11 protein-coding genes are annotated in these 15,607 nt (G+C 57.6%); 6 read left to right on the top strand and 5 right to left on the bottom strand.

Translation table 11 applies throughout. The annotated features are described in order from the left end of the window. Positions 1-131: 131 nt before the first annotated feature. Positions 132-4,061 carry an asparagine synthase (glutamine-hydrolyzing) gene (gene asnB, locus E0H22_RS09320; RefSeq protein ID WP_283818806.1) on the top strand — a complete coding sequence of 1,310 codons (3,930 nt, stop codon included), beginning with the start codon at positions 132-134 and terminating at the stop codon, positions 4,059-4,061. On the opposite strand, the gene E0H22_RS09315 is transcribed toward asnB, so the two are convergent. The 5 genes from E0H22_RS09315 to E0H22_RS09295 form a co-directional block, all read right to left on the bottom strand. Next, a complete protein-coding gene (locus E0H22_RS09315) occupies positions 4,040-5,488 on the bottom strand; it encodes a class I SAM-dependent methyltransferase (RefSeq protein ID WP_233025371.1) in 1,449 nt (482 codons plus the stop codon). The genes asnB and E0H22_RS09315 overlap by 22 nt on opposite strands. 166 nt (positions 5,489-5,654) lie before the next feature. Further along, a complete protein-coding gene (locus E0H22_RS09310; protein ID WP_233025370.1) occupies positions 5,655-8,153 on the bottom strand; it encodes a hypothetical protein in 2,499 nt (832 codons plus the stop codon). Positions 8,154-8,244: 91 nt separating this feature from the next. Further along, positions 8,245-8,982, bottom strand: a complete 738-nt coding sequence (locus E0H22_RS09305) for a class I SAM-dependent methyltransferase (protein ID WP_233025369.1) — start codon at positions 8,980-8,982, stop codon at positions 8,245-8,247. Between the two features lie 169 nt (positions 8,983-9,151). Then, positions 9,152-10,525: an ABC transporter ATP-binding protein gene (locus E0H22_RS09300; protein ID WP_233025368.1), complete on the bottom strand. Its 1,374-nt coding sequence runs from the start codon at positions 10,523-10,525 to the stop codon at positions 9,152-9,154. After that, positions 10,522-11,367, bottom strand: coding sequence for an ABC transporter permease (locus tag E0H22_RS09295; RefSeq protein ID WP_233025367.1), 846 nt, complete (start codon positions 11,365-11,367; stop codon positions 10,522-10,524). The genes E0H22_RS09300 and E0H22_RS09295 overlap by 4 nt, the downstream gene beginning before the upstream one ends. Before the next feature lie 274 nt (positions 11,368-11,641). On the opposite strand from E0H22_RS09295, the gene E0H22_RS09290 reads away from it, so the two are divergent. The 5 genes from E0H22_RS09290 to rfbD all read left to right on the top strand — a co-directional run bounded on the left by E0H22_RS09290 (position 11,642) and on the right by rfbD (position 15,588). Next, positions 11,642-11,860: a hypothetical protein gene (locus E0H22_RS09290; RefSeq protein WP_233025366.1), complete on the top strand. Its 219-nt coding sequence runs from the start codon at positions 11,642-11,644 to the stop codon at positions 11,858-11,860. A 377-nt stretch (positions 11,861-12,237) separates the two neighbouring features. Then, positions 12,238-12,906: a hypothetical protein gene (locus E0H22_RS09285; protein ID WP_233025365.1), complete on the top strand. Its 669-nt coding sequence runs from the start codon at positions 12,238-12,240 to the stop codon at positions 12,904-12,906. A gap of 127 nt (positions 12,907-13,033) precedes the next feature. Beyond that, the gene (gene rfbB / locus E0H22_RS09280) at positions 13,034-14,101 is read left to right on the top strand and encodes a dTDP-glucose 4,6-dehydratase (protein ID WP_233025364.1); all 1,068 of its coding nucleotides are present in this window, start codon (positions 13,034-13,036) and stop codon (positions 14,099-14,101) included. A gap of 23 nt (positions 14,102-14,124) precedes the next feature. Further along, positions 14,125-14,682: a dTDP-4-dehydrorhamnose 3,5-epimerase gene (gene rfbC, locus E0H22_RS09275; protein ID WP_233025363.1), complete on the top strand. Its 558-nt coding sequence runs from the start codon at positions 14,125-14,127 to the stop codon at positions 14,680-14,682. Between the two features lie 6 nt (positions 14,683-14,688). Then, positions 14,689-15,588 carry a dTDP-4-dehydrorhamnose reductase gene (gene rfbD, locus E0H22_RS09270; protein WP_233025362.1) on the top strand — a complete coding sequence of 300 codons (900 nt, stop codon included), beginning with the start codon at positions 14,689-14,691 and terminating at the stop codon, positions 15,586-15,588. The last annotated feature ends 19 nt before the right edge of the window (positions 15,589-15,607 follow it).

Raw genomic sequence — 15,607 nt, 5'->3', positions numbered from 1 at the left:
CTTGTCAACCCAAAGTGTAGCCGTCTTCATAGATTAATGGAACTGCCGGGCGCAAGTTCTTCTCTACTCTGGTGTCATCTAAGATATACAGAGAAACACTAGACGATGTTGCCTGGAGGGGCTAGCTGGATATGTGTGGGATTGCCGGACTGTTGATGCCGAGGCGACAGCCTTTTGACGGACCAACAGCCGAGAGCGCCGTAAGAGCGATGTTACCGTCGATGCAGCATCGGGGCCCCGATGGCGACGGCGTATGGCAGGATCCGGACGGACGCTGCGTGCTCGGACAATTGCGTCTAGCGATCATCGACACCTCCCCTGCGGGATTGCAACCGTTCCCATCAGGCGACGGGCGATGGTGGATCACCTTCAATGGCGAGATCTACAGTTTCAAGGAGCTGAAGCCACAACTGGAGCGCGCCGGCGTCAATATTCGCGGGCGCACCGACACCGAAGTCCTTGTCGAGAGCATTGCCCTTTGGGGAACCGAGGCGCTTCCGAGGCTAGACGGAATGTTCGCGTTCGCAGCTTTCGATACCCAGTCTGGTGAAACCATTCTGGCACGCGATCCGTTTGGGGAGAAACCTCTCTACTACATGCATCTCGCTGGAGGCGGCCTCGCCTTCGCCTCCGAACTGCAGGCAATGGAGCGTGTTCCCGGTTTCGATCCGACCGTCGATATCGACTCCGTCGCGGAAGTACTGTCATTCCAGTATATTGGTGCGCCGCGCACCATCTATCAACACGTCCGCAAGCTTCCTCCGGGACATTGGATGCGTGTCCGCGCGGACGGCATGACAGAGATCAATCGTTATTTCCGTTTTGAACCAGGGAACAACCTGTTCGTGGGCCGCTCGATGGCCGACCTCGCTGACGAACTCGAAGACATCCTGGTCCGGAGTTTGCAACGTCGAATGATTGCCGACGTTCCGCTTGGCGCCTTCCTCTCCGGCGGTGTCGATTCCTCCACCACATGCGCACTGATCCGACGGCGACTCAACCGTGACCTGAAAACCTATTCGATGGGCTTCAGCGGCGCGAAGGAGAGCGAGCACAATATCGCACGTGCCTTCGCGGCCCATCTCGGCACCGAACACCACGAAGAACTCATTGACCCCAAAGGCGCCGAGTTCCTCTACCGAATTGGCGAATTTCTCGATGAGCCAAATGCGGACTCGTCGTGTTTTCCCACCTACCTGCTCTCGCAATTTGCGCGAAAGCACGTCACCGTTGCGATCTCGGGCGATGGTGGCGACGAGATGTTCGGCGGCTACGGCCGGTACTTTGCGACGCTTGAAGAATGCGCCAACAGGCGGCCTGGGACAACGGGCTGGCATCCTGGTGACGGTTACTATGGCGGGCGAATCCTGATTGCTGCCGAAGCCGGCGTCGAGGAGTTGCTCGGTTTTGTGCCAACTGGTTTTGCCTACCATCTCGCTGCCTTGCGGGGCGACATCAATGCAAGTGCCCCCACTCTCTTGAGTGCCATGCGCCGCTCGGATGTCGATAACTACATGCCAGGTGCGGTGCTGCCGAAAGTCGATCGGATGAGCATGCAGCATTCGCTCGAAGTTCGTACGCCGTTCCTGAACGTGGAACTGGCGCGCTTTGCAGAAAGGTTACCCGAAAACGTCCTGACCCAGAATGGTAGCGGAAAGCTGATCCTGAAGGAGATCGCTTATCGATACCTCCCGCGCGAGTTGATCGACCTTCCCAAGCAAGGCTTCGGATTGCCCATGTCCGACTGGGCCAAGAAGAGCCTCCTCAATGTAGCGTCCAAGATGCTAAGCGGAGATGAAAGCCGGCTGGTACAAGGATTGGGGCATCAGGGCGTCAATAGGTTCCTTGGAAGGCAACGCACTGCGAACGCCTTTTCGAGCTACCAGGTCTGGGCAGTCGCAATGCTGGAGTCCTGGCTGCGCAAACACCCTGTTAAATGGCCCGCTTTGGAAGGGCTTGCCCAGGCATCAGCCCGACGAGCAGCTGGAACCGCGATGTTTGCGCATCAGCGAGAAGACAACACCTGGATCGTCACGCGGCATGGCAACTCCGCAACATTTGACGCACCGATCCCTACAACCAAAAATCAAAAGGCTTTCGCGGCGTTATTTGGCTTTCAGGGTCTAGCGCACGCGACTACCTTGCCGATCAAAGACACCGTTGTGCCCATCCAGCTCCCTGAATGGAACGAGGCGCTAAATGATCAGTGGCGATCGAAGCTCGCTCCGCTTGCAAATAGCCAGCTGTTTTTCGTCGACGTCGAGGAGCGCGAGAATTTCGATTATGCTGCACTCTCACGCTTGGCCGATCTTGGCGTTCGGAAACTGATTTCCAGAACGCCGTATTCGATCCAGGATTTCGACGAGATCAATCTCAAGAAGCTACCGAAACGGAAACGCGCTCTTGGGCTGCTACGGCTCTGGCGCTACAGGATCGCATCTGCCGCCAATCGACGGTTGGCGCGCGTCGGCCTCAAGTCGATGCCATTTTCACATCAGGAGGGGCAGCGACACGTCGTTACCGGCATTCGCGGCCTTGCTGTAAATGATGGATCGGAGTTGGCCCCGCATTACGCACTGTTCGAAGGTACGCGGCAACTGCCACCGCTTCAATTTTCCCATACGACCATCGCCGATCGCGGAGGCGGACGATATTCGATCCGCGATTCCAATCTCTATTTGTCGTCAACGGAGCAAAGGCGCCTTCTGACGCGTCCGTATTGGCTCGTCGAGATCTCGCCTGCATCCGCGAAATTTTTGTCCTGGGTGCCCGCGCGCGTGGAAGCCCCTGTCGGCCGCCCCGAGGCTAAAGAAACTCTTCGAAACGTCTTTCAGTCAACTGATGGAGACGGTTTTGAGCTCCAGTCTGGCGATTCATTTGTCGTCATCACTCACGCGCTCCCGCCCGGCGGAGCCGAGCGGCAGTGGATCTATCTGGCGCAATCCCTCGCCGCGCTTGGGTACAAAGTCACCTTCGTCACATACGAGTCACTGGGCGGAGCCAACGGTCACTATCTGCCGATGCTGGAGCAATCCGGTATCACATTGATCGATGCAGCCTCATTGAGCATCGCGCAACTCTGGCAAACATTGCAGGACGTTCCCAATCTACACAACATTGTCGAAGCCAATCTGACAGGCGATGCGACAGGCCTATTGAGAGTGATGAGCGCAATCGCCATGGCGAAGCCCAGGGCGATCTTCGCCCAACTGGACCACCCGAACGTGGTCGCTGCCGTGGCCGGGCGCCTTCTTGGAATCCAGCGGATAGTCGTCTCATTTCGTAACTACAATCCTACGAACTTCCCATATCTCCAGGGTCATCAATTCCTGCCGAACTACAAACTTCTTGCTGAATCGGGAGCGGTTCGCTTCACGAGTAATTTCTCCGGCGCAGGCGAAGACTATGCTGACTGGATCGGCATCGATCGTTCTCGCGTCTCAACCATCCCGAACGCCGTCGACATCGAGGCATTTCATACGCCCTCCGCTCAGCAGCTGCAGTGTACCGCCGCGTCGTTGGGCCTGGATACATCGACACCGACGGTGCTGGGCGTATTTCGCCTTTCGGACGAGAAAGATCCCTTTACCTTCATCGAAGTGTGCAGAAGAATCGTCAAGGACTGTCCCAGCGTCAGAATCTTTATCGCCGGGATGGGTCCGCTGTGGGCGGAACTGGAGCAGAAAATCCAGGTCTATGGCTTGGCTAACCATGTCAGCCTGCTGGGTCGACGCGACGACGTCTACGCCCTGATGACACTTGCAACGCTCCTGCTATTGACCTCCACCAAGGAGGGAATGCCGAATGTCGTGGTGGAAGCTCAGGCGCTTGGAACCGCAGTGGTCGCCACCAATGCGGGTGCCGTCCCCGATATCATTGAGCAGGGAAAAACCGGGTTTATACGTCCGGTTGGAGACGCCGAGGGCCTCGCCGCAGATTGTCTCAAGCTCCTGTCGGACATGCCCCTCGCGAAGGCCATGGGAGAGGCTGGCCGGCATGCAACGATAGCAAAATTCCCGAAATCTCAGCTTGCTGCGAGCTATTTGACCGCGCTGGCCTGATGACCGGCGCGCGTTAGGAGAAGTCGATAGGATCGCCCATTGGTGTTGGGGTCGCTGTTGTCACTGGTGGAGAAGAAGATGTGCTCTCCCCAGTGCGCGAAACGCCCTTCGCCAAGCCGATCGATGTCAGCATGCATCGAATGCGGCGTCGGCAGCTGTTGGTCATCCTCAAAAATGAAAACCGGCGACACGCGCTCACCACCAAACGGATAGTCGGCTAGCGAAGCAAGATGCGGGAGGTTGACCTGCCACATGTTGCGGCGCCACGTGCGCGTGAAAGGTCCACGCAGTTCGACCGTCTCGGCAGGCGCTACAAAGTTGGCTTTGCCATCCAGATCAGAGGCGCACACACGGTCTGACAAAAAGACACAAGTACCGGGCTCGTCCAGCTTGGTTTCAGACACAATCCGGCCGTCCGACAACAGTACGTGGGTTTCCCCGTCCTGAAGCGGCGGCAAGGCCTTGATCTCGACTAACAGTCCGTTCGCGACGTCGGCGAAAGGACCGACGACGCGGTAACCGAACCGTCGACCGAACGTATTGGCGCCTTTGATCGGCGTATCGATCACTGTACCGGACAACGCATCACGGCTAAAAACGAACTCGTTGCAACCATAGCCGCTGCAATCGAACGTCTTGGTCAACCTGAAGCCGTCGATGCTATAGAAATCGACGATCTCCTCGATGGTGGCCCGCTCATATGGCAGGCCGCCGATCCAGTCGATCCAGTCGTACCAGCGGTTCATACCGCGCGTGGAAATCTTCGCGTAGTCACGCCACGAGCGCACATACTGATTGAGCGTGCCGTTGCGCAGATTGCTGACAACAGCGGGATATTCTTCCCTGCCGATGATCCAAAGTGCGTAGGCGAAGGCCAACGGTGCCGGAAGCTGGTTGTATCGCCTCTTAACCCTGTCCCAATTGTCCGTGATCTCGCCCTGATCGTTGTAGATCGCGATGAACAACTGCCCGCCGACCGGCACCAGCGGCTTCACGTTGGCCAACGCTTCCCACATGCTGCCCGTGTGGTGGAGCACGCCCCACGAGTAAACCACATCGAAAGTTCCGAGCTTGCCGAGATAGTCCTTGTCCAGCACGGAACCTTGTTCGATGGTCCAGTCGAGGTCATCCGGGAAATAGCGGCGGCGCAGCTCACGCGTACATCCTACGGAATCGGAATCGTAGTCGAACGAAAAAACCTTCGCGCCCAGACGACGAGCAGCCAGACTGAACAGTCCGCTACCGCTCCCAATATCGAGGAACGTCTTCCCAGTCAGATCGTCGGTGGCAAGGGACGACGACAGCGACTTGACCGCGAGCGCAATTCTTTCGTCGTCGATGCTCGAAAGAAAGTTCGCCCAATTCTTACCGAATGCAAAGCGGCTTCCGTCGTCGACTTCCGCTTTATGCTGGTCTGCGATATTCATGCGCCATCCGTGTAAAGTCTGCAGCCAAGGCCGCAACTCGAGCAACTTAGCCGATTTCCGGCAACTGTTGGCATGCTGCGGCGCATACCACAAGATGAATATCCGACGTCCAATGATTCCAAAGCGGAGCGCCGGCCTTCGCCAGACTCAAGCTCTCCATGAAGCTTCACGGAATCGAGATTGCTTCCGTAGCCTTGACCCACCGTTCTACAGGATTGAACGGCACAGTCTTGAGACGCCAGCCATGCCGCTCCTCCAGCAGAACCGCAGATGGGACCAGTACTGCGTTGAAGGTACGCATCCCCGCCGGAACATTTGTGGGATAGATGAAGCCAAAGGGCACCGGGGGAAGGCTTTCGAGCGGCGTCGTCTCCAGGAGGCTCGCAGTCTTCAGAAAATCGCGAAATTCACTCATCGTGATTGACGGTACTTTTGGCGGGAACCGTGATGAGTGGTCCACCACCATAAATCCAACCAATGGCCGTGCGGGTCCGATAATGATTTCATCAGGCGCAGCCGTTGGGGTGCTGACCGAACCCATTGATCGATAGTTCGCGATAAAGATTGCCGGCACAAAAGCAATCACCAACGCAGCCACCAGCGCAGCAAAAGCAAACTGGCGAGTTCGCAGCCTGACCGGCACCTCGTTCGAAATTTGGGTCGCACCAAGCCCCCCGGCGAGAATGGCGGCGACAAGGGGGTAGCAAACGATGAATATTCGCCATCCGTCCGTAATATAAACAAAGGCAGCCGAAACGATCATGCTGGCGGCCAAAAACGCGATGAGTGCAAAAATTCGCCGGTCGAAGCTGCGGACGCATATTGCGCCCCACCCGACCAGCACAAGCGCATAAAAGGACCAAACGGGGAAATAGGTCTGAGTTCGCCACGACGAATAGCCGCGGAACAGCAGAGTTGGAGCATCCGTGACGAATTGGGTACCGGTCGTGATCACGACATGGAAGAAATCCCAGGGATTTGCAAGGAAGTTTTTCCACGCAACGGCGTACAGAAACTTCGCAACTTGTGCTTCTGACGCGATTGTTGCGATCTCCGCAGCGTATCGCGTCTCGCAGATGTGATAGTTTGTCCCGAGCGACAAACCGCATATCAGCCACGGAAGAGCTGTATCGACAGCCCCCTGCTCGCCCAATTTGTAAAACAAGTTCAAAAAGTTGCCCGAAACGCTGACGGCAACGGCGGCCGCGGAGGCGAGCAGTGCAAAAACCCCACGCTGCTTCCACCCACCGGGACCGAAAAACAGTCCCCAGACAATAAATGCGGGAATCGTGAGCACGCTGCCCGACCGAACAGACATCGCCCCTAGAAAAATGGCAAATGCGATCAGGAGATAGGCGCGGGAGAAATGAACCAGACCGCGAATAAAAAATGGCACTGAAAGATAGGCGAGAGTTACACCCAAAGCCTCAGTGTATGTCGTGACGATGAACGGGCGCACAATAATGTAGGAGAAGGCGAGAAAGCAAAGTGCGGCAGCAATCCCTCTCCAACGCAAGATTGATGTTGTCGCAACATATATGGCGGTCGCCACGACAACAGTCTGAAGCAGAACAACCGTGACATACGAGTTTCCCGCCAACCACACCGTCCACGCGCGGAGGATTGTCGCGAGTGGACGACGCGCTCCGAAATCGCCATATCCGCCATCCTGCAGCAATCCGAGCGCTTCGCTGAAATATCCCCTCGCGTCGCTGTTAGGAACCAAGCCCGCAATGTTCATGTAAGGAACATCAAGTTGCGTGAAGTTGCCACTCCAGGCGCCGATCGCGATGGATAGTGAGAACAGCCCCAGCAATGCCGGGAGGCCCAGATACGTCCATAGTCGAGCAACGACTGCTTCCAGCCGTGTAGTTCGCTCGTCTCCAGGTGACGTGGACTGCGACAACACGCAAAGGATCATTGCCAATGATAACAATGCCAATGGCAAGATCGGCTCAAAATGGATCAATTCACCAAAGGCCGGCCACCACTGCCGCAATTGATCGTATCCGTACATCGGATACAGGCTATAGCCAGTAACAGCTCCGCCAATACAGCTGGCGAAAGCGAAGATCGCGAGCGCTACGAGCGAACACAGAATGAAGACGAGGCATCGCAAGCTTAGTCTATGTAATCGCTGAACCACGCCCTTCAATTCGGGGACAAATCGCGCGCTCCAAGCCAGGACAGCGAACAGCAGAAGGCTTCCGTAGAGCGCCCAGTTTTTGAAACGAACATGATAGCGAATTGTCAGCTGGCCAGGTGCAGGCTCCGCCCCTCCCTGCAGGGGCGGACGGAAATACACAGCTCGCCCCCAATGGCTGAAGCCATTCATGGACTCCGTAATGTTTTGATGTGGCTGAAGCTCAACGTCACCCAGCCAGGCACGAAGATCAGAGCCGCCTTCTGCATCGCTGCGCACCCACAGGTAGCCCTGCCGGCCTCCCCCCCTGACGGGAACAACGCGGATCGACGACCCCGCGGAAGCTTCTTGGTATGGAGCTTGAAAGACTTCGACCGACCGCAATACGCCAAGCTCGAGCAGAATCCCCGCGAGCAGCAGCGCCGTTGAAGCACAGAACGCGAGCAGCAGAAGTTTCGACCTCAAATGCAAGCTTGAACCGCCCCCATGGAAACGCGCGAAGCTACGCAGCGCGAACTGCATAACCTTCTCTGGAATGCTTTATCGATCCAGAGAAGGCAATTTTCTCACGCCCTTCAGAACGTGTGCACACCTGGATGGAGAGGAGCCGCTCTCAGCCCCGATAGCGCCCGATCCAGGTCCCCCAACCGTAGACACCGTAGCTTTCGAGGCGTCCCCGCGCGACTTCTTCATCGACAACTCGTCGCACACGCTGCTCTTTTTCTTCCGCCCCGGGAGCCGTGTAGTCATCGAACACCAACAGGCAGTTCTTGGCGATCAGCGGCCGATACAGCTCCATGTCACGATCGACCGCCCCATCCGCGTCGATAAACAGCAGCTCGATGGGGCTTCCGCGAAACAGTTCGAAGACCTTTTCGACAACCGATGGCGTATCCGACTTTCCCGGGAAAATCGAAACGAAGCTACCAAGTCCCTCGGCCGCCAGATTTTTCTTCAAATCATCGATAATATTGGATGACGGATAGAACGGATGATCGCGATAGGTGCCACCGATCTCCTCCTCGACACCGCCGTGTTCGACGCTGGCATAAGGGCGGCCACCGCCATCCCGCACACCGGAGCCGATCCCGATAGATGAACCACCGATATAGGGGCCAATTTCCAGAATGCCGCCGCGCGTCGCTCTGGCGAACAGCCGCAACAGCATCAGGACATCCACATGCAACATGGAGATGTCTTTTACCGTCGCCATTTTTGCGTAGTACGGATGCACCTCGATGCTCTTGAGGTACGCGTCGATTTCCACACGATCGATCGGCTTGCGACGGCGCACGGCCGCAGCATCGAAAGCCAGGTAATCTTCGGGTGTAGCGGATTGCGGGAAAGCCAAAATCTATTCTTTCAAGAGTTGAACATCAATTGTTCACACACCGGATTGGCATTTTCGATAGAGTGAACCCCCTTCAAAGGCAAGAACCAATCAAATGTCTCTCGGGTTCGGGTGCTACTCGACCGGGGCCCTGCGGCGACCAACAATGAGGGGCAGCAGACTTCCCAATTCAATCTTCGCGCTCGAAGCGCCCGTATATCTCTTCACCAGACGATCGATCAATGAGCCGCATTTCGAGATTTGCAAAAGATGCGGTGAATATATGTGGCGTTGGTGCAACCGTGATCGCCAAGCAATCAAATCGCATGTCTTGTTTGGTTTTATCAGCTTGGGCTATCGACGCTGTTAGGAAGTATTGCCCGCCGGACAGATTAGTCCGGAACGCAATTTTATGCACAAAAACCTCCCCCTCCACAACCGCAGGAATAGGTCCAACAAGCGAATTAGCGGTATCCCACCCGAATATCTCTATTCCTTTGAGGTCCCGCACGAGGAAGCCTATGTGCAGGTCGGAGAACACCTTTTTCGACCTCATCTTCAAGACGACTTTGTACGCAGTCAGTGTCTGCAAAAATGTGGTCGGCTGCCCGTTAGCGTCTTCAATCTTGACGTCAACAATCTCGACCTCCCGCAGTCCATAGCGCCGCTCGCGCTCACTGCCCTGGAACTCGCCTTGAGCTGGCGCATCGCCCGCGGCTACATCGGCGGCACCGTCGATCTGCTTCGGACCATCCGCAGAAATATCCTCGTGATGCTGGCCGGAAACATCCTCCGGAGACTGCGCCGGCGGCTGAGATATCGTTACTGCCGGCGCAGGAGCGAACAGCAGCTCATGATAGATTTTCCCGACCACGTTGGGGTCGCCATCTTCCAGAACGCGGCCTTTTTCGAGAAGAATGGCACGATCGCAGATCGCAACGATCTGAGCGATATTGTGGCTCACCAGAAGGATCGATTTACCCTGCTCCTTGAAGCGGCGAATGCGATCAAACGATTTGAGCTGAAACCGCGCATCCCCGACGCCGAGAGCTTCGTCGATGATGAGAATGTCAGGGTCCACACATGTTGCGACCGCAAAGGTCAGACGGGCCTGCATGCCACTTGAATAGGTTCGGAACGGCTGATCGATGAAGTCCCAGAGCTCGGCAAAATCGACAATCTCGTCGAACCGCTGCTTAATCTCGTTCCGCGACAGGCCCAGGCAGAGCCCCCCCAGGAACACGTTCTCACGACCGGTATAATCCGGATGGAATCCGGTGCCCAGTTCCAGAATAGCCGCGATGCGACCCGCGACCACAGCACTGCCGCCGGATGCATCGAGCGTTCCCGCGATGATCCTGAGCAGCGTGCTCTTGCCTGCACCATTTCGCCCCATCAGACCGACGACGGAGCCAGCCGGAACGTCGAAGGAGATGTCGGTCAACGCCTGAAATTCGCTATGGCGCACGCGACCGCTCAAGCCCTCAATCAGAAGATCCCGCGGATGCTTCCAGACGCGATAAATCTTGCTTAGGGATTTGACTGAAATGGTTTGGATTGTCACAGCGCATTCCCGAACGTGGGCCGCAACGAGCGGAAAACACGCCAGCCCAGCAATAGAAACACTATTCCGAGGATCGGGCATACGATCCACGCCACGGGGCGGGTTATCGCGCCTTCATAAAGCGCGTCCCGAAAACACCAGATCAGGTAGCTGAATGGGCTGAAGTAGAACAGCCTGTCCAGCCAAACCGGCACGGACGCTGGAGGATACAGGATGGGATGCAGGAACATCCCGACCGAGAGAAGCAGGCCCACCACATCCTTCACGTCGCGGAGGAACACCCCGATTCCGGACAGCACATATGCGAGACCCGTCAGCATCACGAGAAAGAACACGACGCAGATGGGCAGCAGGACGAACAGCCCCAGCAGCGTCGCGTGGCCTGTCGCAATCGACAGAATGATAACGATGGAGCCGCAAACCGCGAGCGTCGGAAGTCCTGCAAGCACGATCTTGAATGGCAATATCTCACTGGGAAAGACGATCTGCTTCACCAGATTGCTGCTCTGAACGATCGCGACGGGGGCGCGGCTGAGCACTTCGCTCAGGGCCACCCAGACCGCCATCCCCGACAGCACGAAAACAGCGTAAGCGGCTCCGTCGTCCTGTGCGTTCATCCGAACGCGAAAAATGAAGAGGAAGGCAAGAACATTGGCAGCGAAGATGGCCAACGGCGCGCCGACCGCCCAAGCGAGGCCCAATGAATTTCCCGAATAGCGATCCCGCAATTCACGGACTGTCATCTCCCAAATGAGAGCCGGGTGACGGCGCATCATACCGATCACTTCGGTCAATGCCGCAGCATTTCCGCGCATGTCGAGCGCTCGGCTGATCACACTCATTAAGGATTAGGTCTCCGAGGAATACGCCCCGCCTTTAGCAGCCAGTGCAATCGATATCCACCCCGGATTGACGTCGCTGCGAGACTTCTCGGGGCGCCCGTTCCGCATCGTCCGGACGATCTTCCAGCCTGGATGCAGCCCTCGCTCAACGACCACTCCGATCGTTCGCGACCGGCACGCAAAACCCGCAAATTGCCAGAAAAATCAACACCTAACCCCGCCCGCGATTGCGTCCCGCAGAGCGATACGATATTGAGGGAGCAGGAGAAGCCTTATGTCCGCATACGACATTCGCGGTGAACGCGTCAGGATCGCCGGCCAGGGCGGCTCGGCGCGCTCCGTCATCACACGCTCATCGACCGGCCTCGTTTTCGGGACGCGGCGCCTGCAGCTCGTCGCGACGCGTCAGAGCGAAGCCGATCGTGCGCCGGCCTCCATTTCGTCGAATGCAAACCAGCACAGCGCCGATGCGCAAGCGACGGTCCGGCCTTGATCCTCGGCGCGTCCAATCGGGTATCAGACAGTTCACGGTTGGAATTTTCTCCGCCCGCAGGGCTTCGGCGTGTCATCGAGCTATACGCACCGAATTCAAGGACTATCATCTTAGTTGCTGATGCAGTGTCCGACCAGATCGCATCGCTAGTCGCCCAAACATCTCCCGCTTCAGAGCTTCGCATCGTCACGCCGAAGCCGCCTTCCGGAGCTGGCGGGGGCCCTTCGGCCGTCGTCGCAGAAGCCGTCCAGGAGCTCCTGGAGGCCACGGGGGGGCGGTCATGGGACCTGATCCTTGACGCAACCAACACGGATCTGGCAACCCGCCTAGGCCTTCTCTGGGAATTGTCCCCCTGTCTGACGTCCGGTGGCCGATATGTGCTGGCAGCCAATACCACACAGCGCAGCGGGCCATTGCGGGACGAGGTCCTGGACGCACTGTCTCCGGTCATGAATATCGTACATGGCCGCTACCCCTTTGCAACGTCCATGGACACCGGACTTCGCGCTGCCGATCCCGCGCCCGACCGGTCGGGCGTGAGCGAGCACGCCTATTTTAGCGCGCTGTTCGATCGGATCGAAGTTCTCGATTCCGCTGCAGTACTGCATCGAAACCCGGCCACGCGGGTTGCGCGCGCCCCGTTCGACTATGCGACGTCCAACCTGTTTCATTGGGTGGAGTCCTCGCGCGCCGGTGACATGGATGAGAATGTCGAGACGGAGAGCGCGTCGACACGCCAGCGATATGAAACCTGCCAGCAACGAAAAATTGCCGCGCTGTCCTCCGAATTGCATCGCTTGACGGCCGCTTTGGCGCGGCGAGAACGCGATATCGTCGCTTTGGAGGAAGAGCGGAGACAGCTGGGAGACGAGCTGCGCCGCGGACGTCATGCTTTTCTTCCTCACATGATCGCACGCCGCATTGCAAACACTCCCCGCGCGCTCGACAATCGAATGCGAGACTGGGGCACCGCGAAATTCCAGTCCCTGATCGCATCTCCGCGCATCAGAGCTCAATTGCAACGCGTCCGGAATTTGCTTCGCTGACCGAGACAACCATTCCGGCACGATCGCGTTCTGCGTCGATCGCGGACAAGATGGCAACGCCGGTCTGGTATTCGATGGGCTATCTGCTATTTGAATTCCACACGAACCTGGCCAAGCGCTTGAACTTATGATGCGACGATATCTTATAACGGGCGGCGCCGGCTTCATCGGATCGGCCGTCGTGCGAAGGCTGCTGCAGACCGCCGGCGACGAGGTGCTGGTGGTCGACAAGCTCACTTATGCCGGCAATCTGGAATCGCTGGCTCCGGTAGCTTCGCACCCGCACTATAGATTCATGCAGGCAGACATCGTCGATGGCGCCGCCATGCGAGCCGCATTCGAGGAATTCTCTCCCGATGTGGTGATGCATCTGGCTGCTGAAAGCCACGTCGACCGTTCGATTGATGGCCCCGGCGAATTCATCCAGACGAATATCGTTGGAACGTTCTCGTTGCTCCAGGCAGCGCTTGCGCATTGGCATGAACTGCCGGTCGAGCGCAAGCGGGACTTCCGCTTCCATCACATTTCGACCGACGAAGTATTCGGCTCGCTCGGCGCCAGCGGCTACTTCACGGAAGAGACACCGTATCAACCCAACTCTCCCTACTCCGCATCCAAGGCCGGCTCCGATCATCTCGTCCGGGCATGGCACCATACTTACGGCTTGCCCGTGGTGATGACGAATTGCTCGAACAACTACGGACCGTATCACTTTCCGGAAAAGCTGATCCCGCTGACCATCATCAATGCGCTGGAAGGAAAACCGCTTCCTGTCTACGGTACGGGAGAGAACATTCGCGACTGGCTGCATGTGGATGATCACGCCGAGGCGTTGATCCAGGTGGCACGGCAGGGCGCACCCGGCCAAAGCTACAATATCGGCGGACACAACGAACATACCAATATTTCGGTCGTCAGGGCGATTTGCGCTCTGCTCGACGAGCTTGCGCCGGATGCCTCGATTGGCGCGCGTGAAGGGCTGATTTCCTTTGTCACAGACCGCCCCGGCCACGACGCTCGTTATGCGATCGACGCCTCGAAGATTGCGAACGAACTCGGCTGGCGGCCGCTCCACAATTTCGAGAGCGGACTGCGTCAGACCGTACAGTGGTATCTCGACAACAGAACCTGGTGGGAGCGTGTGCGCTCAGGGGTCTATCGTGGCGAGCGACTAGGCATAGCCATCCAGAGATAGCCGTCATTGCTTCAGGAAACGACATGTTGACCGTTACGCCAACCGCCATAGAGGCCGTCAAGATCATCACACCGAGAGCTTTCGCCGACTCGCGCGGTGTGTTCTGCGAGACATACAACAACAGCCGGTTTCGAGAGCACGGCATCACGCTCGATTTCGTCCAGGACAATCAATCTCGATCCATCCATGCGGGGACAGTTCGCGGCCTGCACTTCCAGAGTCATCCGGCCGCCCAGGACAAACTGATCCGCGTGCTGCGTGGCAGCATCTACGATGTTGCAGTCGATTTGCGACGCTCGTCGCCGACCTACGGCAAGTGGGTCGCTGAGACATTGACTGCAGAGGAAGGTCAGCAGTTGCTTGTGCCCGTCGGCTTCGCCCATGGCTTCTGCACCCTCGAACCGGATACCCGTGTCCTGTACAAGGTGACGGGCTACTATTCGCCGGCCAACGATCTTGGCGTGGCGTGGAACGATCCCGACTTAGGGATCACCTGGCCAGTGTCCCAGGACAAAGCCATACTGTCGGACAAGGATTTGGGATTGCCCCGCTTCAAGTCGCTTCCGACATATTTCGAGTGAAGCTTCATGCGGATCGCGATCACCGGAAGAAACGGACAGGTAGCTCAGTCCCTGCTTGAGCGGGCAGCGATCGCAGCACTCGATGTCTCCACGATTGCACGACCGGGAGTCGATTTGACCCGGCCGAACGAAGTTGAAGCGGCCTTGGTCGCACTTGCCCCGCAGGTCGTGGTCAATGCAGCTGCCTACACGGCCGTCGATCTCGCTGAAAGCGAGCCCGACCTTGCTTACGCCGTTAATGTCGAGGGAGCTGCCGCTGTCGCCCGGACAGCCAGCCGGCTCGGCATTCCCATCATTCACCTGTCGACGGACTATGTCTTCGACGGCACCCTGGATCGTCCCTATTGCGAAAGCGACGCAACAGGCCCTCTGGGCGTATATGGGCAAACCAAGCTGGAAGGTGAACGCGCGATCATCTCGGCGAGCGACAACCACGCCATTCTACGCACTGCCTGGGTCTACAGCCCATTCGGCAAGAATTTCGCGCGCACAATGCTCTCGCTCGCTAGTAAACGTGACGAGATCTCGGTGGTCAGCGACCAGTTGGGGAGCCCAACAAACGCGCTGGATATAGTGAATGGGATCATCGCCGTTGCAGAAAATCTCGTTCAGAAGCCTTCGGCAGCAGAGTTGCGCGGTGTGTTCCATATGACTGGCGCAGGCGAAACGACCTGGGCGGGCTTTGCCGAGGCTGTTTTCGACGTATCCGCCGCGGCAGGCGGCCCGTCAGCTCACGTCAAGCCGATCCCGATGTCATCCTACCCCACCCCGGCCAAGCGCCCCGCCAATTCAAGGCTGGACAACAGCAAGCTGTTTAAGGTTCATGGCGTTCATCTTCCGGACTGGCGCCAGTCGCTGCCCGATACGGTTGAGCGGCTGCTGATGCAGGATTTTCCAAAGACGTAGCCAGTAGGAATAGCTAGTC

This window comes from Rhodopseudomonas boonkerdii, assembly GCF_021184025.1.
GTDB lineage: Bacteria > Pseudomonadota > Alphaproteobacteria > Rhizobiales > Xanthobacteraceae > Tardiphaga > Tardiphaga boonkerdii.
This window is presented reverse-complemented; position numbering and strand designations above follow the sequence as displayed.

Bases quoted from the DNA above. Each gene is read 5' to 3' on its own strand.
- asnB (WP_283818806.1), top strand. From the start codon at position 132: ATGTGTGGGATTGCCGGACTGTTGATGCCGAGGCGACAGCCTTTTGAC.
- E0H22_RS09315 (WP_233025371.1), bottom strand. From the start codon at position 5,488: ATGAATATCGCAGACCAGCATAAAGCGGAAGTCGACGACGGAAGCCGC.
- E0H22_RS09310 (WP_233025370.1), bottom strand. From the start codon at position 8,153: ATGCAGTTCGCGCTGCGTAGCTTCGCGCGTTTCCATGGGGGCGGTTCA.
- E0H22_RS09295 (WP_233025367.1), bottom strand. From the start codon at position 11,367: ATGAGTGTGATCAGCCGAGCGCTCGACATGCGCGGAAATGCTGCGGCA.
- E0H22_RS09290 (WP_233025366.1), top strand. From the start codon at position 11,642: ATGTCCGCATACGACATTCGCGGTGAACGCGTCAGGATCGCCGGCCAG.
- rfbB (WP_233025364.1), top strand. From the start codon at position 13,034: ATGATGCGACGATATCTTATAACGGGCGGCGCCGGCTTCATCGGATCG.
- rfbC (WP_233025363.1), top strand. From the start codon at position 14,125: ATGTTGACCGTTACGCCAACCGCCATAGAGGCCGTCAAGATCATCACA.
- rfbD (WP_233025362.1), top strand. From the start codon at position 14,689: ATGCGGATCGCGATCACCGGAAGAAACGGACAGGTAGCTCAGTCCCTG.